General features: G+C 75.1%; 25 protein-coding genes. 7 read left to right on the plus strand and 18 right to left on the minus strand.

The features are described 5' to 3' along the window. The first annotated feature begins 5 nt into the window (after positions 1–5). Positions 6–410, plus strand: coding sequence for a peptide-methionine (R)-S-oxide reductase MsrB (gene msrB, locus NITAL_RS19140; RefSeq protein WP_052667747.1), 405 nt, complete (start codon positions 6–8; stop codon positions 408–410). Between the two features lie 52 nt (positions 411–462). On the opposite strand, the gene NITAL_RS19145 is transcribed toward msrB, so the two are convergent. After that, entirely contained in the window at positions 463–1,227 is a 765-nt protein-coding gene (locus NITAL_RS19145) for a lysophospholipid acyltransferase family protein (protein ID WP_211262519.1), read from the minus strand. A gap of 253 nt (positions 1,228–1,480) precedes the next feature. Here NITAL_RS19145 and NITAL_RS19150 point away from each other — a divergent pair, with 253 nt between their 5' ends. Both NITAL_RS19150 and NITAL_RS19155 read left to right on the plus strand, forming a co-directional pair. Next, complete coding sequence (locus NITAL_RS19150; protein ID WP_052667749.1) at positions 1,481–1,957, plus strand: hypothetical protein; 477 nt, start codon at positions 1,481–1,483, stop codon at positions 1,955–1,957. A 93-nt stretch (positions 1,958–2,050) separates the two neighbouring features. Beyond that, positions 2,051–3,601 carry an HNH endonuclease signature motif containing protein gene (locus NITAL_RS19155; protein WP_052667750.1) on the plus strand — a complete coding sequence of 517 codons (1,551 nt, stop codon included), beginning with the start codon at positions 2,051–2,053 and terminating at the stop codon, positions 3,599–3,601. A gap of 103 nt (positions 3,602–3,704) precedes the next feature. On the opposite strand, the gene NITAL_RS19160 is transcribed toward NITAL_RS19155, so the two are convergent. From NITAL_RS19160 to NITAL_RS19190, 7 genes are all read right to left on the minus strand, one after another. Next, positions 3,705–5,852 carry a S9 family peptidase gene (locus NITAL_RS19160; RefSeq protein ID WP_052667752.1) on the minus strand — a complete coding sequence of 716 codons (2,148 nt, stop codon included), beginning with the start codon at positions 5,850–5,852 and terminating at the stop codon, positions 3,705–3,707. After that, a complete protein-coding gene (locus NITAL_RS19165; protein ID WP_169786900.1) occupies positions 5,849–6,799 on the minus strand; it encodes an ROK family protein in 951 nt (316 codons plus the stop codon). Before NITAL_RS19165 ends, NITAL_RS19160 begins: the two co-directional genes overlap by 4 nt. Positions 6,800–6,879: 80 nt before the next feature. Continuing rightward, positions 6,880–7,530, minus strand: coding sequence for a hypothetical protein (locus NITAL_RS19170; protein ID WP_052667755.1), 651 nt, complete (start codon positions 7,528–7,530; stop codon positions 6,880–6,882). Further along, on the minus strand, positions 7,527–8,759 hold the full coding sequence (locus NITAL_RS19175) for an ArsA family ATPase (RefSeq protein WP_052667757.1): 1,233 nt from the start codon (positions 8,757–8,759) through the stop codon (positions 7,527–7,529). The genes NITAL_RS19170 and NITAL_RS19175 overlap by 4 nt, the downstream gene beginning before the upstream one ends. A gap of 136 nt (positions 8,760–8,895) precedes the next feature. After that, the gene (locus tag NITAL_RS19180; protein WP_052667758.1) at positions 8,896–9,384 is read right to left on the minus strand and encodes a hypothetical protein; all 489 of its coding nucleotides are present in this window, start codon (positions 9,382–9,384) and stop codon (positions 8,896–8,898) included. 197 nt (positions 9,385–9,581) lie between these two features. Next, the gene (locus tag NITAL_RS19185; protein ID WP_052667759.1) at positions 9,582–10,067 is read right to left on the minus strand and encodes an SRPBCC family protein; all 486 of its coding nucleotides are present in this window, start codon (positions 10,065–10,067) and stop codon (positions 9,582–9,584) included. Next, the gene (locus NITAL_RS19190; RefSeq protein ID WP_052667761.1) at positions 10,064–10,879 is read right to left on the minus strand and encodes an alpha/beta hydrolase; all 816 of its coding nucleotides are present in this window, start codon (positions 10,877–10,879) and stop codon (positions 10,064–10,066) included. The genes NITAL_RS19185 and NITAL_RS19190 overlap by 4 nt, the downstream gene beginning before the upstream one ends. A 216-nt stretch (positions 10,880–11,095) precedes the next feature. Between NITAL_RS19190 and NITAL_RS19195 the strand changes: the two genes are divergently transcribed. Next, positions 11,096–13,078: an endonuclease/exonuclease/phosphatase family protein gene (locus tag NITAL_RS19195; protein ID WP_157041961.1), complete on the plus strand. Its 1,983-nt coding sequence runs from the start codon at positions 11,096–11,098 to the stop codon at positions 13,076–13,078. Here the strand turns inward: NITAL_RS19195 and NITAL_RS19200 are convergent. The 6 genes from NITAL_RS19200 to NITAL_RS19225 all read right to left on the minus strand — a co-directional run bounded on the left by NITAL_RS19200 (position 13,075) and on the right by NITAL_RS19225 (position 18,869). Then, the gene (locus tag NITAL_RS19200; RefSeq protein WP_052667764.1) at positions 13,075–14,232 is read right to left on the minus strand and encodes a glycosyltransferase family 4 protein; all 1,158 of its coding nucleotides are present in this window, start codon (positions 14,230–14,232) and stop codon (positions 13,075–13,077) included. The two genes, NITAL_RS19195 and NITAL_RS19200, sit on opposite strands and share 4 nt — an antisense overlap. After that, positions 14,229–15,536: a M48 family metalloprotease gene (locus NITAL_RS19205; protein ID WP_169786901.1), complete on the minus strand. Its 1,308-nt coding sequence runs from the start codon at positions 15,534–15,536 to the stop codon at positions 14,229–14,231. Before NITAL_RS19205 ends, NITAL_RS19200 begins: the two co-directional genes overlap by 4 nt. A gap of 107 nt (positions 15,537–15,643) precedes the next feature. After that, on the minus strand, positions 15,644–16,519 hold the full coding sequence (gene sepH / locus NITAL_RS19210; RefSeq protein ID WP_052667767.1) for a septation protein SepH: 876 nt from the start codon (positions 16,517–16,519) through the stop codon (positions 15,644–15,646). Between the two features lie 135 nt (positions 16,520–16,654). Next, complete coding sequence (locus tag NITAL_RS19215; protein WP_157041963.1) at positions 16,655–17,893, minus strand: NYN domain-containing protein; 1,239 nt, start codon at positions 17,891–17,893, stop codon at positions 16,655–16,657. Between the two features lie 59 nt (positions 17,894–17,952). After that, positions 17,953–18,252 (minus strand): hypothetical protein, encoded by a 300-nt coding sequence (locus NITAL_RS19220; protein ID WP_211262521.1) that lies wholly within the window; start codon positions 18,250–18,252, stop codon positions 17,953–17,955. Further along, entirely contained in the window at positions 18,249–18,869 is a 621-nt protein-coding gene (locus tag NITAL_RS19225; RefSeq protein ID WP_211262522.1) for a DUF309 domain-containing protein, read from the minus strand. The genes NITAL_RS19220 and NITAL_RS19225 overlap by 4 nt, the downstream gene beginning before the upstream one ends. A 75-nt stretch (positions 18,870–18,944) precedes the next feature. Here NITAL_RS19225 and mutM point away from each other — a divergent pair, with 75 nt between their 5' ends. After that, positions 18,945–19,991 carry a bifunctional DNA-formamidopyrimidine glycosylase/DNA-(apurinic or apyrimidinic site) lyase gene (mutM, locus tag NITAL_RS19230; RefSeq protein WP_052667773.1) on the plus strand — a complete coding sequence of 349 codons (1,047 nt, stop codon included), beginning with the start codon at positions 18,945–18,947 and terminating at the stop codon, positions 19,989–19,991. A 30-nt stretch (positions 19,992–20,021) separates the two neighbouring features. Here the strand turns inward: mutM and NITAL_RS19235 are convergent, their stop codons facing one another. Beyond that, positions 20,022–20,633: a TetR/AcrR family transcriptional regulator gene (locus NITAL_RS19235; protein WP_052667775.1), complete on the minus strand. Its 612-nt coding sequence runs from the start codon at positions 20,631–20,633 to the stop codon at positions 20,022–20,024. Positions 20,634–20,896: 263 nt separating this feature from the next. On the opposite strand from NITAL_RS19235, the gene NITAL_RS19240 reads away from it, so the two are divergent. Further along, positions 20,897–21,169 carry a WhiB family transcriptional regulator gene (locus NITAL_RS19240; protein WP_245617695.1) on the plus strand — a complete coding sequence of 91 codons (273 nt, stop codon included), beginning with the start codon at positions 20,897–20,899 and terminating at the stop codon, positions 21,167–21,169. A gap of 119 nt (positions 21,170–21,288) precedes the next feature. Next, positions 21,289–23,073, plus strand: coding sequence for a DEDD exonuclease domain-containing protein (locus NITAL_RS19245; RefSeq protein ID WP_052667778.1), 1,785 nt, complete (start codon positions 21,289–21,291; stop codon positions 23,071–23,073). 47 nt (positions 23,074–23,120) lie between these two features. On the opposite strand, the gene NITAL_RS19250 is transcribed toward NITAL_RS19245, so the two are convergent. The 3 genes from NITAL_RS19250 to trpD form a co-directional block, all read right to left on the minus strand. Continuing rightward, positions 23,121–23,630, minus strand: a complete 510-nt coding sequence (locus tag NITAL_RS19250) for a hypothetical protein (protein ID WP_052667780.1) — start codon at positions 23,628–23,630, stop codon at positions 23,121–23,123. Further along, positions 23,627–24,025, minus strand: a complete 399-nt coding sequence (locus tag NITAL_RS19255) for a tRNA-binding protein (protein ID WP_211262523.1) — start codon at positions 24,023–24,025, stop codon at positions 23,627–23,629. The genes NITAL_RS19250 and NITAL_RS19255 overlap by 4 nt, the downstream gene beginning before the upstream one ends. 62 nt (positions 24,026–24,087) lie before the next feature. Continuing rightward, positions 24,088–25,128, minus strand: coding sequence for an anthranilate phosphoribosyltransferase (trpD, locus tag NITAL_RS19260; RefSeq protein WP_083441785.1), 1,041 nt, complete (start codon positions 25,126–25,128; stop codon positions 24,088–24,090). Between the last annotated feature and the right edge of the window lie 15 nt (positions 25,129–25,143).

Below are 25,143 nucleotides of genomic sequence, written 5' to 3' on the forward strand. Positions count from 1 at the left end.
CGACCGTGTCCGAACCCGTGCAGCTGACCGACGCCGAGTGGCGCGAGCGGCTCTCCCCCGAGCAGTACGCCGTGCTCCGCCAGCAGGGCACCGAGCGGCCCTTCACCGGTGCCTACTGGGACACCACCGACGACGGCACCTACCGCTGCGCCGGGTGCGGAACGCCCCTGTTCTCCTCGGAGACCAAGTTCGACGCCCACTGCGGCTGGCCGAGCTTCTACGCCCCGGTGGACGACGCCGCGGTCGGCGAGGTCGAGGACCGCTCGCTCGGCATGCGTCGCGTGGAGGTGGTGTGCACGACCTGCGGCGGCCACCTCGGCCACGTCTTCGACGACGCGCCCGACCAGCCAACGGGCCTGCGCTACTGCATCAACTCGGCGAGCCTCGACCTCGAGCCCGACGGCGCCTGATCCGACCGGCACAGGGCGTCGGGCGGTCTCAGCCGGGTGCGGTGGGGCGGTCTCAGCCGGCGCGGCGCGAGGTCGTCTCGTCGGTCACGTCGATCTCGACGGTGGTCCCGCCGGCCTCGTCCTCACCGAGCCGCACGTGGCCGGACTTGACCTTCGCGGCGTACTCGTCGACGTACTCCTGCTCCGAGAGCAGCATGATCTCGAACATCAGCTCGTCGGTCGCGGACCGCAGCACGAACGGGTCGGTCCGTCGGTCGGCGTACCGCGAGAAGTCCAGCGGCGCCCCGTACCGCACGGTCACGGGGTGACGGTTCGGGATGTACTTGCCGGTCGGCATGGCCCGGTCGGTGCCGAGCACGGCACAGGGGATGATCGGGACACCCGCTTCGAGCGCCATACGCACGGGCCCGGTCTTGCCGCGGTAGAGCCGACCGTCGGGGCTGCGGGTCCCCTCGGGGTAGATGCCGAGCAGCTCACCGCGCCGGAGGATGTCGACGCCCGTCGCGAGCGCGGCATCCCCGCTGCCCTTCCCGGCGCGCTGGACCGGCACGACCCCGGTGCCCTGGAAGAACCAGCGCGTCTTCCACGAGTCCCAGTAGTCGGCCTTGCCGAGGTAGTACACCGGCCGCGGGATGGCGACGGGCAGCAGGATCGAGTCGATGAACGACAGGTGGTTGCACGCCAGGATGGCCGGTTCATCCAGCGGTACGTGCTCGTCCAGCCCCTCGACCCGGGTGCGGAAGTAGCGGTTGGTGATCGGGGGCAGGACCTGCTTGAGCACCCGGTACATCCGTGGTGCGTCCTTGAGTCCTGGCACGTGTCGCTCCTCGTCGCTCCGGACCCGACCGCCCGCCCGCTCCCTTGCGTCCGGTGGTGGGTCCACGGGGGTTAGCCTACGCAGCCGGCACGGCGACCGTCGAGCGTCCGCGAGGAAGCCGTACGACGGGGTGCCCCCGGGAACCCTGGGCCGCACGGCCCGAACGACGGCGACCACCGCGCGCGGTGGCCCGTCCGAACAGACCCCGACGCAGATCCCCGACGACCGACGTCGGGACGGTGGAGGAGCGAGCGTGGCGGCCGATCTGGGCACGTGGCCCGCCGAGCAGGCGACTGTCCTGCTCGAGGTCCTGCACACGGCGGGCCTGCACCCCGAAGCCCGCCGAGGCCGGGACGGCGTCCACGTGACCGTGCCCGACGATGAGGGTGACCGCGCGCACGCGACCCTCGTCGCGCAGATGGACACCATCGCGAAGGCGGCACGCCCGAGCAGCGGTTCCCGGGGCCGTCGCCTGCGTGCCGTCGAGGACCCCCCTGGCACCAAGCCGAAGCGTGGCCGGCCGGCCAAGAAGCCCGCCGGTGCCGCTCGCAAGCCCCAGCGTGCCGGCACCAGCGCACGATCCCGTCGCTTCGGGCGGCCCGCCGCACTCGGGGCCGTCGGGTTCGTGCTCGCCGTCATCATCGGTCCCCCGACGGCCACGTTCGTGCTCGCCGTCACGGTGGGCGCCGTCGTGTGGCTGCTGGGCAAAGAGGCCCAGGGCGGCGGCTGACCGGAACGTGCCACGGCCGGGTCCGCTCTCTGCCGGATCGGGTCTGTGGACAGCCGGCGGTGGTGTCACAGCGGTGCGGCATCATGGCTGGCGATGGGAACACCTGCCGCCGCCACGCCTGACCCGGACGACCGTCCGGGCCGCACCGACCCGCCGTCCGGGCCGGTCTGCGAGCCGCCGTTCGGTCTGGCGGTGCTGGCCGAGGTGCCCGAGCTGGCGGGCCTGCTCGAGCTGGCCTCGTTGCTGCAGCTGGCGGTCGACACCGAGCGGATGACCGCCCGGCTGGTCGAGGCGCTGATCGTGCTCGAGGACGCCGGGGTCGCGCCGGCCGCCACGGGCGTCGGGTTGGAGCAGTGGTTGGCCATCGTGGGCCGCTCCACCCGCTCGGACCGCCGCATGCTGACCACAGCTGCCGCGGTCTGCCGACGCCTCCCGACGTTGCGGACGGCGTTCGCTGCGGGCGAGGTGTCCTGGTCCCAGGTCCGCGCCGTGGCCTTGAAGGTCGAACGCACCCCACGGCACCTCGACGACCGGCTCGACGCCGCCCTCGCCCGTGCGATCGACGGGGCTGCCGGCGCCGACCCGGACGCGCTCTCGAACGTGGTGTCCTGGACGGTGACCGACCTCCAGTCCGACGACGGTGACGACGACGGGGCTGTCGTGCCGGACGACATCTTCGTCCTGCAACCACGTCTGGACGGGTCCGGTGGCCGGTTCCACGGCGACTTCGGACCGGTCGGGTTCGCCGCCCTCGACACCGTCACCGACCCCGGCCCCCTCGGGACCGCCACCCGCGACCGGTTCGGCGACCGACCCGATGACGATGCCCTCGCCGCGAACCGGCTGACGGCAGGGCGGGCACGCGCCGCCCGGCTGATCGACCTGTGCCGCCGCGGCGGCCCCACAGACCACGCTCAGACCGGCAGCAGCGACGGCGGACACGGCGAGGGTGGGGCTGGTGCGGTGCGGCCACCCACCCTGATCATGCGGGCCGAGCTCGACACCCTCCTCGGCGACCATCGCCTCTCCGCCCAGCTGCTCACGACGTTGGCCGGTGGGGTCATGCACGTCGACAGCCGCACGGCCCGACGGCTGGTCGACGAGCACGGCACCGACCTACGCCTGGTCCTGCTCGAGGACGGCAAGGTCGTGGGCGTCGGGACCCGCACCCGCCGGCCACCTGGCTGGCTGGCCGACGCGGCCCTCGCGGTGCACGACACCTGCACCGAACCCGGCAACTGCCCCACCGCCGCCCGCGTCTGTGACCTCGACCACGCCGTACCTGCCACCGCCGGTGGCCCCACCGACATCGCCAACCTCGCCCCCCTCTGTCGCACCGCCAACCGCCGCAAAGAGGCCGACGGCTGGACCGCCACCGGCACCGCCGACGGCACCCGCACCTGGCACCACCCCCGCACCGGCCTGACCGTCCGCACCCTCCCCACCACCTGGCGACCACCCGACGACCACCACCGCGGCCCACCCGTCGACCTCGACAGGGGCGGCCGCCGCGGACCACCCGACCGACACGCCAGCGACACCCGCCGCAGCCCACCGCCACGCGCACCCGACCGGACGCCCCCCCAGACCACCGACCCCCCCGGCGACCCGCCGGACCCCGTCGACCCGACGACGCCGTTCTGAGCCACGGCTGTCCGTCCGTCGGCCTTCGTCAGCGCGACCTGCATCGACCACACGGTGCGTGACCACCCACCACGGGTGGCCACGCACCGTGCCTGCCTGCGTGTCAGTCGCCGGTGGCGAGCACCTCGTGCAGGAACGCGACCTGGAGCTGGAGGAGCTGCTCGGCCACGTCGTCCTGCCCCGCGATGTGCGTGACGCCCGACAGGGGCACGAACCGGTGGCGGCGACCCGCCGCCATCAGCCCGGCGGCCAACCGCACGGCGTGCGCCGCGACGACGTTGTCGTCGGCGAGCCCGTGGATCAGCAGCAGCTCCGGCGGCGGACCGTCCGCGGGAGGGACGACCGCGCCGAGGAGGCGGCCGTCGCCGTCCACCAACGAGGACACCTCGTACGCACCCGGGTCCTGGTCGGGGTGACCGAGGTAGCGCTCGGTGTAGTGCGTGTCGTACAGGCGCCAGTCGGTGACGGGTGCACCGGCGATGGCAGCACGCACGGCGTCGGGACGCCGCAGCACGGCCAGGGCCGACAGGTAGCCACCGAAGCTCCAGCCCCGCATGGCGACCCGTCCGAGGTCGAGCCTGGGCTCGTGCTCCGCGGCAGCGGCCAGGGCGTCGAGCTGGTCCTGCAGCACCCCGGTCGCGAGGTCCCCGCGGACCTCGCGTTCGAACCCGGGGCCGCGGCCGGGGGTGCCGCGGCCGTCGACGACCAGGACGGCGAACCCCTGGTCCGCGAACCACTGCGAGGTCAGGTACGCCCCGGTGGTGTGGAGCACACGTTGCGCGTGCGGCCCGCCGTAGGGATCGAGCAGCACCGGGAGCGGCGAGGTGCCGTCGTCGTCGGTCGGGCGCAGCAGCGCCGCGCGCAGGCACCGCGGGCCGAGCTCCAGCATCTCGACGCGCGGTGTGACCAGCGGCTCGACGGCGTGCGAGGTCAGCTCGTGACGCTCGACCACCCCGTCCGAGGTCGACCAGCTGACGGTGACCCGGGGCGTCGGTGTCCGGAGGGACGCGGTGGTGGTGACCTGGACGTTCGCGTAGGTGACCGCCCCGTGGACCGCTGGCTCGTCGCCGGTGACGCGCGAGCAGCCGACCTCCGGTGCCCAGCGCCACACGTGCACCTGCGTCGGGTCGTCCCCGGACGCGGTGAAGGTCACGACCTGATCGTCGGCGTGGACGATCGAGCGGACCTGGAGGCCGGCCGGGGTGACGACCTCGCCGTCGATCAGCAGGGCGCGGGAGCCACCGGGCCCGTGGTCGAGCACGTCCTCGACCGTGACGAGGCGTGACCCGGCCCACGCGGGGCTGCCCGGGATCAGCTCCACCCACTGCGGGTCGGTCTGCTCGCGGACCAGGGTGGTGCGCCCGGTGTCCGGATCGACGGTCAGCACCTGGGCGGTCCGCTGGTCGCGGCTCTGCACCTGGACGGTCAACGGCCCGTCCTCCCAGGCGACACGGGCCAGGTACGGGAAGGCCTCCCGATCCCAGACGACGTCGATGCGGCGGCCACCCTCGATCGCCAGGACTGCCAAGCGCACATCGGCGTTGGTGGTGCCGGCCGCCGGGTAGCGGATCGTCGGCGGCGTCGCGGCCGGGGAACCCGGGTCACCGAGGTGCCAGCGGGCGACGTCGGACTCGTCGACGCGGCAGACGGCGATGCGGGTGCCGTCCGGACCCCACCAGTGACCACGCCCCCGCCCCATCTCCTCGGCGGCGATGAACTCGGCCCGGCCCCACGCCGCACCGTCCTCGACCACCAGCGGGCGGGTCACCCCGGGGCTGCCCGGCCCGGCGACGAGGTCGACGAGGTGCAGCGCGTCGTCGGACACGTAGGTGATGCGCCGCCCGTCGCGCGACGGACGCGGATCGAAGACCGGACCAGCCGTCGGGTGGGCGACCACCGCGCCGGTGGGAAGATCGACGGTGTGCAGCCGACCGCCCACGCTGGTGGCCACCAGCTGGACGTCGCGGTCGGTGGCGTAGGCGGTGATCCCGCCGGCGAGCTCGCGCGCCCGTTCGCGGCGGGCACGCTCCTCGGGCGGGAGGTCGCGGTCGTCGGCATCGAGGTCGCCGGCGTCCAGCACGCAGCGTTCGGTCCGCGACGCGAGGTCGAGCTGCCACAACGAGGTGACGGGATCCTCACCGCCGGCGCTGCGCAGGAACAGGACGCGCTCGCCATCCGGTGCGACGGTCGCGCTCCGTGGGACGCCGAGGCTGAACCGGCGGGTGCGTGCGTGCTGGCGGGGGAAGCTCACCTGCCGCCCCCCACGGGCTGGTGCGCACGGGACAGCGCCAGGAGGCCCGCGCCGATCATGCCGGCGTCGTCACCGAGCTCGGTGAGTTCGATCGCGGGCAGCGGTCGCATCTGAGCCCCGAGCACGCGCTCCGCCAGCGCCGCCCTGGCGGCCGGGACGATCCACGGCGCCGTGCTGCGGGCCGCGCCGCCACCGAGGAGGATGACCTCCGGGTCGAGCACGTTGACCAGCCCGGCCGCCGCGACACCGAGCCACCGCCCCACGTCGACCAGGACGCTCTGGGCGAGCGCATCACCGGCGATGGCCGCGTCGGTCACCGACCGCCCGGTCAGCTCGGTGTCGTCGCGCAGGGCCGTGGTGACCTCCTGGTCCACCAGCCGGTCGCGGGCCGCCAGGCCGATCGCCGTACCTGAGGCGTACGCCTCGATGCAGCCCCGGTTCCCGCAGGGGCAGGGGCGGCCCCCGTCCTCGACGATGAGGTGGCCGACCTCGCCACCGAAGCCGTGCGCGCCCTCCTGGAGCTGACCACCGAGGACGATGCCGCCGCCGACGCCGGTACCGAGGGTGAACAGCAGCACGGCATCGCGCCCCCGTCCCGCCCCGGCTCGTTGCTCACCGAGGGCCGCCGCGTTGGCGTCGTTGACGAGGGTCACCTCACCACCGGCGACGTCCCGCAGCAGGTCGGCCAGCGGCAGGTCGCGCACGCCGATGTTGGGGCCGTAGCGGACCCGTCCGGCCGGATCGATCAGGCCGGCCACGCCGATGCCGACCGGCAGACCGTCCCCGCCGAGCTCGTCGATCAGCGCTCGGAGGGTCGCCACCAGCTGATCAGCGTCGCGTGCCGGCGTCTCGAGACGCCGGCGTTCGATGACCTGCCCCCCGGCCGTCAGGGTGGCGGCCACCAGCTTCGTCCCGCCGACGTCGACCCCGAGCGCAGCCACGGTCATGGGGCGTTCCTCGTCGTTCGGGGGTGAGCGGTGGTCACGGCGGCGGTGCACGGCGGGTCCTGCAGGGGCGAGTCCCGGCATCAGTCGTCCAGGTCGATGCGGTGCAGATCATCCGCACGACGATCCCGCCCCCCGCTGCGCCGTGGCCCCGTGGGTGTCGCGTCGCCAGGTTGGTCGTCCGGCGCGGCGGCGTCCACCACCGTCCGCACGGCGAGCGCGAGCTGGCGCGCGGCCTCGGTGAGGTGTCCCACCAGATCCGGTCGGGCCTCGCCGAGAGCACGCAGCCCGACGCAGATGGGGCACACCCCGCACGCGTCGATGCGGTGTCCTCCACCGCCGTCTCCGCCCCCACCCGGGCGGCCGGCCGCGGGCCCCTCCGAGGCCGACCCCGCGGGCTCGTCGGTGTCGACGTCCAGCTGCTCCTCGTCGAGCAGGCCGCGCGGGGGCGAGGCCGTCGCCGAGGACGCCAGGTCCCGTGCGAGCCGGGTCAGCGCCTCGGTCGCGGGGATCCACCAGCTGCCGTCGTCGGTCGGCGCCTGACGGGACGCGGCAGGCTCGGTGTCGTCGTCGGCCTGCGTGTGACCGGCCGCGGAGCGCGGTCCCCCAGCCTCGGCGACCGGTTCGCCGCGGCGCGCCGCACGGTGCGCCTCGAGCGGGTCGACGTCGCGGTCCGGGTCGAGGCCGGCAGCGTCGTCGTCGGTGGCCCACCACGGCCGGTCGGTCGCGCTCACGGCGAGGCCACCGGGCTCGGGACGGGATCGGCGACCGTGACGAACCGCACCTCGAGGTGACCGTCGACGAAGCGCGCGCCCCCGACCTCGCGACGCTGCAGGGCCGCGGGGAGGGACACGGTGCGCCGCACCCCGGCGACCGCGAGGTGCAGGTCGGGACCGCGTCGGTGGAGGTCGACGTCGTCCTTGGCCGTGAACGGCAGCGACAGCCGCAGGATCTGGTCGTCACCGTCGGTCACGATGGTCACCGGCCGGCTGTCGTCGAGGACCGCGGTCTCGTCCAGGTCGCCGTAGACCGCGTCGCCGAGCCGCGCCAGCCCCTGCACCCCGTCGAGCTCGTCGTCGAACAGCGGCGAGGTCAGCACCGGCGTGGGCTCGAAGGCAGCACGGACCGTCGCGAGGTGGCCCGCCTGCCGCTGCTTCCACCGCGCGAGGTACGGATCGGTGATCGCGTCGGGCAGGAGGCGGTTGACCACCACGGCGTCGATGCCGTACCCGAACAGCGACAGCGCCGTCGCGGTGCGCTGCGTCTCGGCGACGACGAGACGTTCGGCGTTGACCACGAGGCGCACCGAGGACCGCGCCGGATCCTGCAGCAGCTCGTGGACGGCGGCGAGGTCGGCGTGGACCCGGTCCACCGCCCCGAAGACGTCGTCCTCGGGCACCGGCAGGCCCGCAGCCCCCCGGGCACGCGACAGGGGACGCATCGCCCGGGCGATGCGTCGCCCCGGGCCGAGCACGCGGTCCACGTACCAGCGCAGCGCGTCCGGCAGGCTGAGGAGCCGGAGCGTCTCGGCCGTCGGTGCGCAGTCGACCACGACGAGGTCGTAGCGTCCCGAGCGGACCTGGGCGCGCAGGTCGATCAGGGCGAACAGCTCGTCGAGGCCGGGCAGCAGGACCAGTTCCTCGGCCTGGACCTCGCCAACCCCGCCCCACGACAGCAAGGTCACCAGGTAGTCGCGGACCTCGCGCCAGTGGCGCTCGAGGCGCTGCTGGGCGTCGATCTGCTGCGCTGCCAGCGCCCCACCCGTGGCCAGCTCGATGCTCGTCGCCGCGTCCCCGAGCGGCCGGTCGAGCGCATCGGCCAGCGAGTGCGCCGGATCGGTCGACGTGACGAGCACGCGTGCGCCGCGAGCGGCTGCACGCACCGCCGTCGCGGCGGCGACGGAGGTCTTCCCGACCCCACCCTTGCCGGTGAAGAGGAGGACGCGCGTGGGGGTGCGGGACAGCGTCGGGCTCCTGGAGACGGCGGGCGGGCGCCGGGCACCCGGACCGTCGGATGCTAGCCGACCCCGCTCCCGGGCCCGCTGGTGGACCGGGCACGGCCGTCACGGACCGCACGGCCGTCACGGACCCGCACGTCCGTCACGGAGCCGCGCGACCGGCAACCAGCGCCGAGGTCAGCACCAGCGAGAGCAGGACGCCCCCTGTGAGCCACGCCAGGACCCGGGGCCGCAGCAGCTCGGGGCGGCCGTCGATCATGGCCGCCACGTCGGCCACGGAGCCGGCCCACACCACGAGGGTGCCGAGCAGGAGCGGGACGGCGGGCAACCGGCCGGGGCCGCCACCGGCCCCGAGGAACACCACCAGGGCGGCGATGGCCCAGCTGGCCGCGAGCAGCAGTCGAGCCAGACCGGTCCCGAACCGACGTGCCACCAGGTGGCCGAGGCCCGGCAACAGGACGCTGGCCGCCACCAGTCGGCTGCGCGCGTCGGGCCCGAAGGACGGCGGGGGTGGCAGCTCGCCGAACCCGCGGCGTGGTGCACCGCAGGTGGCGCAGGTCGCCCGATCGAGGTGGGTCCACCCGTCGCAGGTCCCGCAACGCCACTCCACCTCCCCGTCGACCGTGCGCACGTCCCGGGTGGAGGCATCCGGCCGGGACGAGCCGGTCGGCCCGGGCGTCCCCGGTGGCGGCGCTGCGGCAGGTGGCGGTGCCACCGGGCCGGGTGCCGCAGTGGGTGGCTCCGCCGGTCCGGACCCCAGCAACGCGGCGTAGCACTGGGTGCACCACGCGGCCTCGTCGCTGTTGCGGGCGCCGCAGGCGGGGCACCTCACGGCAGGAGGCCCGCGCCGGTCCGGACCTCGAGCTCGAGGAGGTCCTTGAGCGCCCAGAGCCCCCTGCGCAGCGCTCGGCGGTAGTCCGCGTGGACCGCCATCGGCCGAGGGTGGCGGGTCGAGGCGATGACCAGGTGGTGCACGACGGTGCCGCCCCATCCCGGTTCGAGCCAGAACTCCGCGCGGCCCTCGATGTCACCCCGCAGGTCCAGCGCGAACCCGGCGTCGAGACGCCAGGCGTGCAGCCGGCCGGTCAGCCGAACCCGGCGCCCCGGGGCGCCCGCCAGCTCGAGCCCGACCACCTCGTCAGGTGCAGTGTCGGCCGCGGCACCCGGCGCCCGCTCCCGTGGACGCTCGACGACCTGGATGCCGGGCCACCACTCTGGCCACGCGAGGACGTGGGTCAGCCGGCGGTAGACCAGCGGCGCGGGAGCACGCACGAACCCGTCGTCGTCGATGTGGAGGGCGACAACCGAGCTCACGACGCGGGCGATGCCGACGTCGCCGCGATCTCGCCCACGAAGCGGACGGTCTCGGCCTCGAGCAACGGCGCGTCGTAGTCCAGCGTCGCCACGTGGTACGAGCGCGGCAGGACCAGCTCGGTGATCGGTGCGTCGGCGCGTCCGATCAGCTCCCGCAACGCCTGGGCGTTGCCGCACGGCACGGAGTGGTCCTGTGGGGAGTACGCCACCAGCAGCGGCTGGGTCAGCTGCGGGAGCTGGCGTCGGACGCGGGGCAGCTCACGCATGATGGACTGCGCTGCCTTGGCCGACACCTTGCCGTACGCGCGCTCGTCCGCGGTCGGGCGTGCGATGTCGTCGGACGGCAGCCCGGCGAGGTCCCGCGGCACGTACGGGGCGACGAACTGCAGCACCGGTGCCAGCTTGGCGAGCAGCTGCACGGGGTTGAGGATCTGCGGGTTGATCACCACCGCGCCGTCGACCAGGTCGGTCCTGCGGCTGGTGATGTCGAGCGTCAGCGTCCCGCCGAGCGACAGGCCGACCAGGACGAGGTGGTCGGTGGTGGCCGCGACCTGTTCGACGACCGACTCGGCAGCGTCGACCCAGTCGGTGTAGCGGGTCCGGCCGAGGTCCCGAACGTCGGTGCCGTGACCGGGGAGGCGCGGCACCTCGACCCGGTAGCCCTCCGCAGCGAGGCGCTGGCCGAGCGGCCGCGTCGAGTTCGGGTTGCCCGTGAACCCGTGCAGCACGACCACCCCGGTCCGGGCGCGCTCGCCCGCTCCGGAGGCGGACCACGGCTCGGCCCCCTCGATGCTGACGACAGCGTCCACCACGGTGCGCTCCTCCGGTCCCGCCTGTCTGCGCCCGGCCGGTTCCGGCCGGGCAGTGCCTCCCCACGCCGGTGTGCCGGCCCGTGGAACGTAGCCGGCCGACCCGGTACCACCACGCGCGACGCGGCCGCCTACCATCCGCGCGGCCACCGTCCGTCCGGCGGGGGCCAAGGCGCTGCCGCCGGGTCCGCCGGCGGCCGAACGGGGACCGACGTGTCGGTGCAGGCCGCATCGATCGAACCGTCCGGCGAAGGGTCGCGCTGGGCCACCCGCGGGTGGCTCGTGGCCTCGGCCGCCACCGTGACGGTGCTCCTGCTCGGCGTCCTCCGGGCGTGGCTGCCGTCGGTGGTCCACGTCTACGGCGATGCCGGGACCACCCCCGCGGTCCAGATGGGGCTGTTCGCTCTCGTCTGGTTCCTCCTCCCGGTGCCGGTGGTCTTCCTGGTCCGGCGCCTCGGCGCGAAGGTGTTCTGGCGCCTCGGCGTCGTGGTCCTGGCGCTCGCCCGGGTGGCGTTGCAGCTCACCGACGGCGGGTGGCCTCAGCTCGGCACCGCGAGCGTGGCGCTCGTCGGGGGTGCGACGGCGGTCATCGCCCTCGCGTCGGGGAGTCCGAGCGGCCACCTCGCCCGGGTCGGGATCGTGCTCGGCCTCGGCCTCGAAGCGGTGCTGCACGCGGCGCTCGGGACGCTCGACCTGGTGTGGCGCGGCGGGGTCGGCGCAACGGTGGCCGTGGTCGGGCTCGCGGCGTTCGCCATCGTCGTCGCCGAGCGGGCCGAGCGGGTACCGCTGTGGTGGCCGAGCCCGCTCGACGCTGCCGGTGACTTCTCACCGGTCTGGACCCGCGGCCCCGCCTGGCCGTGGCTGGCCGTCGGACCCGCCATCGTCCTGACCGGTGTCCTGGTGGCATCGCCCGCCCGCCTGGAGTTGGCCGGGGGGATCGGACCGCGGGCCGCGGTGCTGGCGCTCGCCGTCGCGACCGCGCTCGCGCTCGTGGCCGCCTCGCTGGCACCCGCGGTCGGTGCGGGCGTGAGCGGCACCATCGGCGCCGTGCTCGTCGTGGCGACCACCATCGGTGCCATCCGGCCGGTGGGCGCCTCCTCCGCCGTCGCCCAGCTCGGGCTGCTCGTGGCCATCGGCTTCGTGCTCGGGACCCAGACCAGTCCAGGTGACTCCGGACCTCGTCGACGTGCCGCGGCCGCCGCGGGTTCGCTGCTCCTGCTGCTCGCGCTCGGCTTCGGCTACTACGCGGCCTACGAGCTGGCCTTCCCGTTCGCCAACGGCGCCGTGCTGCTGGCCGGCGCCGTCCTGCTCGCCGGGCTGTCCGTCGCCGCCGCCCGGGACGACAAGCGCACGCGCCGGGTGCGCGACGTCCCGCAGGGCGCCCTGGTGTTGGCGGCGACGGCCCTCGTGGTCGTCGGCGGGCTGGCCGCCCTCCTCGTCCCGGCGACCCAGGAACCCGGCCAGTCGCCGAGGGCGGGTGGTCCCGTCCGGGTCGCGGTCTACAACGTGCACGCCGGCTACGACGTCGACGGGCGGTTCGACCCCGATGCCCTGGCCGACGTCCTGCTCGCCAGCGGCGCCGACGTGGTCGTGCTCAACGAGGTGGACCGGGGGTGGTTGCTCGAGGGTGGCCACGACCTGCTGCGGCTGCTCACCGACCGGACCGGCATGCACGCGACGTTCGCGCCCGCCGCGGACGACGTGTGGGGCAACGCCATCCTCAGCCGGCTGCCGATCAGCGACGTGACCGTCAGCGCCCTGCCGCGGGGTGGCGCCGCGATGACGCGATCCCAGGTCAGCGCCGTGGTCGACCTCGGCGAAGGCAGATCGCTGGCGATCGTCGGCACCCACCTGCACCACGTGGAGGCCGAACCGGCGGTCCGACTCGCCCAGGCCCGGGCGGTCGCCGCGGAGGTGTCACGCCTCCGCAGCCGCGGCCTGGCCGTGGCCGTCCTCGGCGACCTCAACGCCCCGTTGGACGCCCCGGAGCTGGAACCGCTCGCCTTCCTCGACGACGCCGTGCCCGGCGACGAGCCCACGTGGCCAGCCGACGACCCCACCCTGCGCCTCGACCACGTGCTGATCACCTCCGACCTCGTCGCATCCGATCCCGTGATCGTGCGGACCACCGCGTCCGACCACCTGCCGGTGGCGGTGACGATCGGGCCACGCAGGTCGATCGCCGCGGCCGGGCAGGACTAGGAGCCGGCCCCGCTCCGTCGCGCGTCCGTGACCACCTCGTCGAGCAGGCCGGCGAAGCGGTCGGCGATGACCTCCCAGGTCCAGGCCTGCTCGACCCAGCTGCGTCCGGCGGCACCGGCCGCACGCCGACCGGCGGGATCGGTGAGCCAACGATCGAGGGCCCCCACCACGGCGCCACGGTCCCGCCCGTCGACGACGCTGCCGGTCACCTCGTCGCGCACGGCCTCGGGAGCTCCGCCCGACCGTCCGGCGACGGCCGGACGCCCGACGGCCTGCGCCTCGAGGTAGACGATGCCGAGCCCCTCGACGTCCGTGCCGAGCAGCCGGGTCCGGCAGGGCATGGCGAACACGTCCGCGGCCGCGTGCGCGGCGGGCAGGTCGTCCCAGGCGACCCGGCCGGGGAGCACGACCCCCGTGTCCGGTCCGAGGGCCGCCGCACCGCGCGCGAGGTCGTCGCCGATCGGCCCCTCCCCCACGAGGGCCAGGTAGGCGTCCGGGTGCCGTCGGCGGACCTCGGGCCACACCTCCAGCAGGACGTCCTGGCCCTTGCGCGGCACCAGCCGCGACACGCAGCCCACCAGCGTGGCGTCGTCCGGGACGCCCCAGGACCGCCGCAGCGCCCGGCCGTCGACGCCGGGGTGGAACCGGTCCACGTCGACACCGGGAGGCACCCGGACGATCCGGTCGGCCCGGACGTGCGGCGCCAGACGCTCCTCGCACCAGTCGGAGATGGTGGTCAACGCCGCCAGGCCGCGGGTCGCCCGCCGCACGAGACGACCGAGCCGGATGGTGGCGAGCCCCGCCTCCAGACCGTGCGACAGCGCCACCACCGGGACGTGCAGCTCACGGCCGAGCCGCGGTGCCAACTCACCGAGCGGCCACGAGGCGCCGAGGACCAGCACGTCCGGCCGGTGCTCTCGAGCGATCTCGGTCACGAGACGCCGGACAGCGGGCGTCGGCAGCACGGCGCCGGGTGCCCGGACCGTCCGGTAGGGCTGACGGGCATCGTGCGCGGCGACCTCCGCCGCATCCTCACCGGCGGGGCCGACCACGACCGTGCTGGTCGGGTGCACCCGGTCGAGCAGGTTGCCCACGAACTGCTGGATGCCACCCGTGCGGGGGGGCAGGTCGTTGGTCACCCACACCGCCCTCACGGGTGTGCCCCCTCCGGTGCAGCACCAGCACGCGGATGACGGATCGTGCGCTCCTCGGCGACCAGGTCCTCCAGCGAGGGCAGGTCGTCGCCGGCACGCTCGGCCGCCAGGACCGCCGCCCGGATCCGCTCGCTCGGGGAGGGGTGGGTGCCGTAGAGCAGCCGCACGGGCGGCGCGGGGTCGGGCGCTGCGAGGTCACGGACCACGAAGGTTCGGACGTTGCGCACCACCTCCGCGGGGTCGGCCCCGAGCTCGAAGGCGCGGTGGTCCGCGGCAGCTTCGACGCGGCGCGACACGGCGCCCCCGATGGGCGTGCCGACCAGCTCGAGGACCGCAGCGGCCGCGACGACCACCAGGACCAGCCTCGGATCCCCGGGACCGCGCGCAGCGGTCCGTCGCTGCACGCTCGGCGCGTCGAGGACACGACGCAGCACCAGCAGGCCGGCCAGGGCGGCCGTCGCGGTCAGCAGCGTCCCCCGGGCCACGTCAGCGTGCTCCTGGTGCGCCAGCTCGTGCGCGAGGACGGCGGCCACCTGCGGTGCGGGCAGCTCCAGCAGCGTGTCGTAGAGCACCACCTGCTCGGTCGGGCCGAGACCGGTGATGAGCGCGTTGACGCGGGTGGTCCGGCGGCTGGCGTCGCCCACCACCACGGGCAGGTCGGCCGCGCTCGACCCGGCGAGCACCTCCTCGACGGCGTCCCGCGTCTCACCGGGCGGTAGCGGCGTCGTCGTCAGCAGTAGCGGCTGCAGGAGCACCGGGTGCACCACCACCAGCACACCCGCAGCCAGCGTCGCCACCGCCGTCAGCCGGTAGGGCCAGGTCCGCGGCCAACGGCGGCGGGCAGCGAGCAGGACCACCACGCCGAGACCGATCGCGAGCCACCGGCCCCCGGCCACCAGCACCTGGTCGCGCAACCACCCGAGCGGGGTCGCGGTCCGAAACCCCCACCGCCCCTCGTGCACGACCCCGAGCCACACGAGGATGGGCAGGGAGACCACCCAGGTCAGCGCGGCGACCCCGACGGCGACCGCCCCGGCGCGCCACGAGGCCCGGACCCGATCCCCGGTCCAACGAGCCACGACCGCCTGCGCCCGTGGCCAGCACGCGACCGCCACCGGGACCGCGACCGACAGCACGGTCACCAAGGGCACCAGCACCAGGCGGGGACCCCGGTAGGCGGCGATGGTGGCCAGCAGTTCGGCGTCGAACGTCGCCTGCGGCGGCAGCGAGGCCGGGAGTCCCGGCGCGACCGGCCGCCACACGCTCACCACGACCCCGAGCACGGCCAACGACGCGGCGAGCACCGCCCACACCGTCGCGTGCGGTTCGGCGGGTACGGGTGCCTCGCCCCCTGCGTGCGACGTCGGCGGCGGATCCGAGGGGGTCGTCGCCGGTGGGTCCGTCGGCCGCGTCACCTGCGCCGCGCCGGGCCACCGCCCGGCCCCGCCAGCTCCTCGGCGAGCGGCGAGGCGGCCTGGACCCGCTCGCCGCCGGGGTCCATCAGCCAGGTCGCGTTCCGCGGACGACCTCGGTCCTCGAAGCGCACGCTCACGCGCCAGCGACCGTCCGCGCGGCGCGTGGCCGACCACGTCGTCCGGTCGGCGGGCACCCCTCGGTCGGCCAGCGCACGAGCGACGCTCGATCCGAGCGGGCGTGCCCTCGGGACGTCCAGCCGTCGGCGGCGCGCCTCGTCGAGCACCCGCTCGCGCTCGGCCAGGATCGGCGGCAGCCAGCGCTCGATCCAGGCGAGGTCGGTCCCCGCCTCGGCCGCGACCGCCCGCACGGACCGACCGGCCCGCAGCTGCGTCTGGATCTCGGCCGGCGACAGCTTGGCGTGCGGTACGGCGAGGGCGGCCGGGCGGTGCTCGTCCCGCTCCGGCGTGGGTGGCTCCTCGGTCGCCGGCGCCGGCGGCTCCTCAGGCTCCGGCGTTCGTCGGACCCGGGGGGCGGGGACACGAGCACGTCGCGGCCGTGGCGGCGGGAGCGGGGCCGGCAGGGACGCCGGATCCGCCTCCTCGACCGCGTCCTCGAGCGCCTCCTCGACCGCGTCCTCAGCCTCCGGCGGCAGAGCCGGGTGCTGGCCGTTGGTGTTCGTCGGCGCGGGCTCGGGATCGGGGCGTCGGTCGACCGGAGCGCCACGTGCGACGCGGACCTCGCGCAGCTGGGCGACCGTCGCGAGCAGATCCGGATCGATCCGCACGGTGTAGCGACCCTCGCCCTCCACCTCGAGGTCGAGGACGAGGTGCTCGGCGTCCTCGGTGTAACCGATCAGGTGCAGCTCGATCACGGGCGGGTCCCTACCGGAGAAGCGGGCGGCGCGGGCCACGCTGGCCGGGCCGACGTGCTCCCCGCCGAGCCCGAGCTCACGCTAGCAACGCCCGGCCGGACGGACCGTCACGACCCGCACCCGGGATCGTCCGGTTCAGCGCGCGACACCGAGGAAGGCGCGCGTCCCGATCACGTCGGCGCCGGAGGCCGCCACGCGACCGGCGAGCTCGCGGTCGTCGGTCACCACGACGACGGGCTCGTCGGTGGCCTCGACGGCGAGCACCAGCTCGTCGTCCGCCGTGACACCGGCGGGCGTGAAGACCACCCCCACCTCCCGTCCGCCCATCGCCGGTCGTGAGCCGCCCGCCTGCTGGCCGTCGAAGACGGCGGTGGGGCGCACCCGCCGGCGAGCCGCCAGCGCCGCGAGGATCCGCACCAGCCAGGCTCGCTGCCCCTCGAGGTCGAGATCGCCCTGGTGCTGCTTGGTCACGTTGTAGCCGTCGACCAGGACGAGCCGGCCGGCGTGGAGCAGCAGCGCCGCCTCCTCGGTGGTGCCCCGGTGCACGTCGGGCGGCAGCCGGCTCGGTCGGCCCGGGACGAGGCGGGACGGCCCCGGCTCGACCGGAGCGCTGCGGTGCCCGGCGATCTGGCGGCTGGCCTCGTCCCGGGCCACGCGGGCGCGTTCCGCCTGCCTGCGACGGTCCTGCGCCCGTTCCTCCTCGGCGCGCCGCAGGTCGGTGACCGCGGCCTCGAGGCGTGCGATCTCACCGTCGCGGCGGCGGCGTTCACGATCGACGGCCCGGTCGCGCTCCTCCCCCGCGGACGCCAGCGCTCGCTCCAGCTCGGCGATCCGATCGTGCGCCGCGGCGAGCTCCGCGTCCGTCCGCGCGGCGTCCCGCTCCGACGCGGCTGCTCGCGCGGCCGCGCCGGTGAGCTGACGTCGCAGCTCGTCGCGCTCGGCGCGGACCTCGCGGAGCCGATCGCGTGCGCGGGCCTCTGCACGTTCACGCGCCGCCGCGGCCGGGTCCTGACCGCTGGACGGGTCGTGCCCACCGGAGCGGTCCTGTCTGCCTCCTCGGTCGGGGGCAGCCTGCGGGTCGCGCGTGGAGGTTGCCTCGTCGGCGGGGCCGGCCAGGAGCCGGGCCACGGCGTCCGGGACGGTGTCCTCGGCCCGGATGCGGTCGACCAGCGCCCGCCAGGGTGGCCCACCCTCGGCGAGCAGCTCGTCCAGCTCGCGCCGGACCCGCCCACCGGCGAGCCGGCTCGTCGGCGCCGCCCGCAGCCGGCGGATGACGGGGGTCACCTCGTCGTCATCGAGGGCGTGGAGCGCCGCACGGACGCGTGGGAGGAGCCACGCCGATGCGTCGCTCGGCAGCGACGAGAGCGCGGTCACCGTCGGCACCGGAGCGGGGGCGGGCCGCGGCGGCCCACCTCCGGCACCGGTGCCGGAGGTCACGAGGGCGGTGCCGTGTCGACCCCGGCCGCGGGGGCGGCCTCGACGCGGATCGCGTCGTCCCGGCCGCACCAGCGGCAGGTGACCGAGACGATGTCACGCGCCAGCACCTCCTCCTCGTCGACGCTGGAGGCACCGCCCAGGTCGAAGTGCAGGTAGCGCCGCGTGTGCTCGGTCGCCTCGACGTCGAAGCGCGTCACGTTCCCGCACTGATCGCAGCGGAACCGCGACCCCGGCTCGAGGCCACGTGCCAGGTCGGTGGGATCGAGCGTGGGCTCGGCGGTCGTGTCGTCGGTCATCGGGAGCCAGCCTCGGGGGGATCGGTGGGTGTGCCGCGGGGGCGACGACGCCAAGCAGGGCCGTCCGGCACGGGGGTGGGGGTCCCGGGCGGCTCGAGCAACGCCGGGTCGGGGGTGAACCAGGGACCGTCGTCCATGGCGGGGAACTCGGGGAAGCCGACCTCGATGACGGCGCCGGCGTCCTCGAGGGCGGCAGCCGCCCCCTCGCAGAACACCACGAGCTGTTCGACGTCGATACCGCGGTGGACGTCGGGGTAGCGACGCAGCCGCCGACGGGCCTTGCCGAAGGTGGCCACCGCACCCTCGAGGTTGTCGCGCTGCAGGTGGACGCCCGCGACGGCGACCTGGATCACGCCCTGCCACAGGTCCCGGTCGGCGTCGGGCGCGGCGTGCCAGACGTGCTCGAGGCACTCGTGCGCCTCGAAGAGCCGCTCGTCGTTCCACAGGGCCACACCGAGCAGCAGTGCCTCCTCGACGGTGGCCGGCTCGTGCTCCTCGGTGAGCGGGACGCCCGTGGTGCCGTGGGGCAGCGGGCGCCCGGTCCGGTCGCGCGGACGGGACTGCTCGGGACGACCGTCCCCGCGCCGGTCCCGTTCCTCGGCCACAGCGGTCCTCACGCGTCGGCGGAAGCACGAGCCTAACGGCCGCACCGGGGACCACCGGTACCGTCCGGTCACGAGGGGAGGTGGCACGTGCCCGAGCTGCCCGAGGTCGAGTCGGTCCGCCGGCAGCTGGCTCCCGAGCTGACCGGCCGGCGGGTGGTGGCGGTGTGGTGGGACCCGCACCCACAGCAACGGTTCAGCGACGTCGGTCTGCTCGAGGGCTGCCGGATCGAGGCCGTCACCCGCCGCGGCAAGTTCCTCCTCTGCCCCCTCGCCGTCGACGCCGCCGAGCTCGCGGGTGGCGCGGACGAGATCCCCGAGGGTCTGAGGAGCACGCACGGCGTGGGAGCCGCCGGTGGCGCGGACGAGATCCCCGAGGGTCTGAGGAGCACGCACGGCGTGGGAGCCGCCGGTGGCGCGGACGAGATCCCCCAGGGATCGAGGAGCACGCACGGCGTGGGAGACCGAGATCCCACAGGGATCGAGGGCGACCCCGAGTACGAGCTCGTGCTCCATCTCGGCATGACCGGGTCGTTCCGGTTCGCGGCGGCGGATCCGGCGCGGACGCCGGCCGACGACGCCGCGGAGCACGTGCGCGCCAGGTTCACCCTCGATGACGGTCGTGAGCTGCGCTTCCGCGATCCGCGGCGCTTCGGTCGGGTGTCGGTGGTCCCGGCGGGTGACTACGCCGGCCGGGTCCCGACGCTGGCCATCCTCGGTCCCGAGCCCCTGTCGGACGACTTCGACCCGGAGGTGTTCGCGGCGTCCCTGGCTCGGACCGGCGCGACGGTCAAGGCGGCGTTGCTCGGGCAACGCCTGGTCGCAGGCGTGGGCAACATCTACGCCGACGAGGCGCTGTGGCGGGCGCGCATCCACCCGGCATCGCGCCGTGTCGGACGGGCGCGGGCCTTGGCGCTGCACGCGGCGATCCGCGAGGTGCTGGCCGAGTCGATCGAGCGCGAGGGGACCACGTTCCGCGACTACCAGATGGTCAACGGCGAGAGCGGCCGCAACGCCGACTTCCTCGACGCCTACGGCCAGGGTGACCTGCCCTGCAACCGCTGCGGCACCCCGATGCGACGCAGCGTGGTCGCCCAGCGCGGCACGACCCACTGCCCGAGCTGTCAGCGCATCTGAGGGGGCAGCGGTCGGGGCCGGGGTGGGCGGTCAGACACGTGCGGGCGCGCGCAGACCGCCGGCGATCAGTCCGTGGGCGAACGCGCGTGCCTCGGCCGGGTCGTCGACGGCGACGTGCATGGGCGGGAAGCTGAAGTAGCTGAGGATGAGCCGGACGATGACCTCGGCGGCGGCCGGCGGGTCGACCTGGCGCAACTCACCTCGTTCGACACCGACGCTGATCAGGTCGGTGAACAGCTCCAGGCCGCGGCGGACGACGGGGCCGGCGTTGGTGGTGATGCGCGGCAGCAGGATGCCGGGCTCCTCGTCGCGGCCCTTGGTCATCACGGGGTGGTCGACGAAGAAGCGCACGCCGACGACGAAGGCGGCCTCGATGCGGTCGGCGGCGCCCTCCTCGGCGTCCGCCGCGCTGCGCAGCAGGCGCTCGAAGCGCGCGGCCTCGCGTTCGAGGAGCGCGTCGATGACGGCGTCCTTGTTGGCGAAGTGCCGGTAGAGGGTGGCCTTGCCGGCCCGCGCCTCGCGCGCGATGTCCTCCATGGTGGTCTTGCGGATGCCGACGGCCACGAACCGACGCGCAGCGGCGGCGAGGAGGTCCTCGCGGCGATCGCGTCGGGCGGTGGCACGGGGGTCGTCGTGGGGCACGTGAGAGGTCCTCGTCGGGCGGGCCGGAGGCGGAACGCTAGTACGCGAACCGTTCCTGGTCGTGTCGGCGCCGTGCGGCGGCCAGCCGGGCGCACCCGGACGTCCAAGTGGCCGGAAGATGGTGGCGACCCTGTCCGGACGGCCGGTGTCACCGAACGCCCTCGACCTCGACGCTGCGCGGCCACCACCACCGCGCCGTCCTCGTGGCAGGCGCAGCACCTGCTCCCTCGCTCCCGATGCACCACCGCAGCACGGAGGTCCTCGTGTCGGCACCCGCACGCTCGTTCCCGCTCGCCCTCGACGCCCTCGCGGATTGGCGCGCTGATGCCGCCTGCCGCGAGATCGACGTGGAGGTGTTCTTCGCCATCGACGAGGCCGCCCAGCGGGAGGCCATCGCCGTCTGCGAGACCTGCCCCGTGCGCCAGGAGTGCCTCGAGCACGCCGTCGCCAACCGCGAGCAGTACGGCGTCTGGGGGGGCCTCCGCGAGCAGGACCGCAAACGGCTGGTCCGGGCCCGCCGGCGCGACGCGGCCTGACCGCCGCCCGCACCGCCACACCTCCCCGCGCACGCGGGTGACCGCCCCGTCACACCCGCCTGGTAGAACGCATGTTCGTACGAACGAACGTTCGATGCGTCCGACAGGAGGAGCCGGCGGTGGCGGTCACCCATGCGCGCCAGCAGAGCTTCGATCAGCTCGGCACCGCCCTCATCGACGTCACGTTCGTGGTGCTCGACCTCGAGACCACCGGCCTGACCCCGGGTCGGGACCGCATCACGGAGGTCGGCGCGGTCAAGGTCCGGGGCGGCGAGGTGCTCGGTGAGCTCCAGACCCTGGTGCACCCCGGGCGAGCGATCCCCTCCGCGGTCAGCGCCGTCACGGGCATCACCGACGCGATGGTCGCGCACGCGCCACCGATCGAGGCGGTCCTGCCGTCGGTGCTCGGGTTCCTCGGCGACGCGGTCTTCGTCGCGCACAACGCCCGCTTCGACCTGTCCTTCCTGCGCGCCGCCTGCGAGCAGCACCACCACGGCGGGTTCGAACCGACGGTGGTCGACACCGCCCGGCTCGCTCGGCGTCTCGTGCGCGACGAGGTCCGGGACCGCCGACTCGGCACCCTCGCCCGGCACCTCGGCAGCCGGGTCGTGCCCGACCACCGCGCCCTGACCGACGCGCGCGCCACGGTCGACGTGCTCCACGGGCTGATCGAACGTGCTGGCGCCTACGGGGCGACGACCCTCGAGGACCTGCGGGACCTGGCCCGGTCCACCTCCGAGCAGGCCTACCGCCGGGTCGGGCTGGTCCGCGATGCGCCGCGGGCCGCGGGGGTCTACCGGTTCCTCGACGAGCGGGGGCAGGTCCTGTACGTCGGCAAGGCGACCGACCTGCGCTCGCGGCTGCGCACCTACTTCGGCCAGGATCCTCGCCGCCGCACCGCCGACCTGGTGCGCGAGACCGCCGAGGTGACCTGGGTCCAGACCCCGACCTTGCTCGAGGCCGAGGTCGTCGAGGTGCGGGCCATCCACGCCCACGCCCCCCGCTACAACCGCCGGTCGCGCCACCCCCAGCGCGGGGTCCACCTCGCTGTCACCCGCGAGGCGTTCCCACGCCTGTCGATCGTGCGCGAACCTCGACCGAAGGCACACGACCGCACGCTCGGCCCCATCGGGTCGCGACGCACGGCCGAGGCGTTGGTGGAGGCCATCCACGAGGTCCTCCCCCTGCGCACCTGCACCGGGCGGCTGCGCGTCGCCCAGGACCACCCCGCGTGCGTGCTCAAGCAGCTCGGCCGGTGCGGTGCGCCCTGCGACGGCAGCCAGGACGCGGTGGGCTACCGCGCCGTGGTGGACCGCCTGCACGCCGCGCTCGACGACCCCGGGCTGCTGCTCGGTCCTCTGCGTGAACGGATGCTCGCCGTGGCACGGGACGGGCGTTTCGAGCGTGCGACGGACCTGCGGCGCCGCATCCACGTGCTGGCCCGGACGCTCGAGGAGCAGCGGCGCCTCGCCGCGCTCGGCTCGGTGGAGCGACTGGTGGCGGCGCGGGTGGTCCGCGGGGATCGCACCGCCGGGCAGGACGACGAGGTCGAGGTCGTGGCCGTGGCGCATGGGCGACTCGAGGTGACGGCACGGACCTCATGGACCGGTGCGCCGCTCGTCGAGGTCGCCCTCGGTGCGCTCCCACCGCCGACGTTGCCCGCCGGACCGGACCCGTTCGACGCCGAGGAGCGCCGGCTCGTCCTGGCGTGGCTCGACCGGCCCGGGGTCCGCCTGGTGGCCACCTCGGGCGGGTGGGCCGAACCGCTCGCCGGTGGCCGCGCCCTGGCCGAGACCCGCGAGGAGGCCCGCCGCGTCGACCGCCAGGTGCGCCGCGACCGACAGGTCCTCGAGGGCGCGAAGGTCACCCGCCGCGTCCCGGCACCGGTCGCTGCCTCCGGCTGACCGGCGACGCACCAGCGTTGCCTCGAGACGGACCGTGGTCGCGGCCGTCAGACGAGCTCGAACCAGGAGCTCCAGGCGTCCGGGAGCTCGCCGCGCCGGCCGAGCTCGCGACCGAGCCAGGTGACCCGCACCCGGTAGCGGCCCGGGGGGACGCGGGGGCCGGGTGGCTCGTCGCTCCAGCCGGGCACGACCGGACCGGCGGTCTGGGACCAGTACGTCGGCTGGATCAGCAGCTGGCCGGGCGCGAAACGGTCGAGGGCCGGGCCGCTCGCGGGTCGTTCGATGCGGTCGTCGGCCACGACCCGGTGCAGCTCGTCGCGCACCGAGAGCTCGTAGCGTTGCCAGCCCGGGTAGCGGTGCTCGACGAAGGTGCTGCCCCGGTTGGCGGCCGTGACCGTGATGCGCACCGGGTCGGCCGCGCTGTAGACCTGCCGGTCGACGAGGACCGCCACCTCGAAGCCGGCGAACGGCTCCTGGTCGAGGTCGAACAGCTCGCCGAGTCCCGCGTCCAGCGCGTCGGCGAGGTCGTCGTCCCCCGGGGGTCGGCCGTCGGTCACCCGACCACCGATCCGGGAGCCAGGTCCGCGTCGGGGGCGAGGAGGCGCACGGTGCCGTCCGGCTCGAGACCACCGAGGACGAGGAACTGGCTGGTGAACCCGGCGATCCGCTTGGCACCGAGGTTCACGGCACCGACCACGGTGCGGCCGAGCAGCTCCTCGGCGGCGTAGCTGGTGATCTTGGCCGACGTGCGCAGCTCACCGAGGACCGGACCGAAGTCCACCGTCAGCTTCCACGCCGGCTGGCGTGCCTCGGGGAACGGGTCGACCGCGGTGACACGACCGATGCGCAGGTCGAGCGCCGCGAACCCCTCGAACCCGACCTCGGGCTTGGTCGCGATCCCCTCGGGCGCGTAGGGACGAGCATCCGGGTCGATACGGTGCGACGACGCCACGCGTCCTCCGAGGGTCAGGTCAGGTGCCGGTCGTGGGATCATGTCGCGGGCAGGTCCGTCGCTCAGGTCGCGGCGAGCTCACGTGAGCGAGCCACCCAGCGGTCCCGGAGGTCGAGGGCCGAGCCGTCGGCGAGCACCTTCCGGGCACGGGCCAACCCCTCGGCCAGGTCGGGGACGGCGTCCCCGGCGTACAGCGCCGCGGCGGCGTTGACGGCCACGAGGTCGGCCGGTGGTCCCTCGGCGCCTGCGAGGATGGCGTCGGCGATCGCCACGTTCTCCTCGATGCCGCCCCCGGTCAGGTCCGCGAGGCTGGCCCGTGCGATGCCGAGGTCGGCCGGGTCGAGGCGCCAGCCGGTCACCGCACCGTCACGGACCTCCCACACCTGGGACGGGCCCGTCGTGGTCACCTCGTCGAGCCCGTCGTCGCCCCGGAAGACCAGCGCGTGCCGCTTGCCGAGAGCCGCCAGCGCGTCGGCCATCACCGGTGCGAGCCGCACGTCCGCGACACCGACCACCTGGTGCTGCGCGCCGGCCGGGTTGGACAGCGGGCCGAGCACGTTGAAGACCGTGCGCACCCCGAGCTGGGCCCGCACGGGCGCCACGAACCGCATCGCCGGGTGGAAGGTGCGGGCGTACAGGAACCCGATCCCGAGCTCCTCGACGGTCCGAGCGACCGCCGGCGGAGGCAGCTCGATGGCCACGCCCCAGGCCTCGAGCAGGTCGGCCGAGCCGCACCGACCCGACGCGGCACGGTTGCCGTGCTTGGCGACGGGGACCCCGGCCGCCGCCACCACGAGGGCCGCGATGGTCGAGACGTTGAAGGTGCCCGCCCCGTCGCCCCCGGTGCCGCAGGTGTCGACCAGCGGACCGGCGAGGTCGATCGGCACGGCCGCATCCAGCATGGCGCGCACGAAGCCGGCGATCTCAGCCGGCGACTCGCCCTTGGCCCGCAGCGCGACGAGCAGGCCGGCGACGTGCGTGGCCTCGGCTTCGCCTCGCATGATGGTCGCGAGCACGGTGGCGGCGGTGTCCTCGTCCAGATCGTGCCCCGCGAGGAGGTGGTCGATCACGGCGGGCCAACGCACGGGGGTGGCCTCGGTCACGGACGGCTCCTCGGG

It is taken from the genome of Nitriliruptor alkaliphilus DSM 45188 (assembly GCF_000969705.1).
In the GTDB taxonomy this organism is placed as follows: domain Bacteria; phylum Actinomycetota; class Nitriliruptoria; order Nitriliruptorales; family Nitriliruptoraceae; genus Nitriliruptor; species Nitriliruptor alkaliphilus.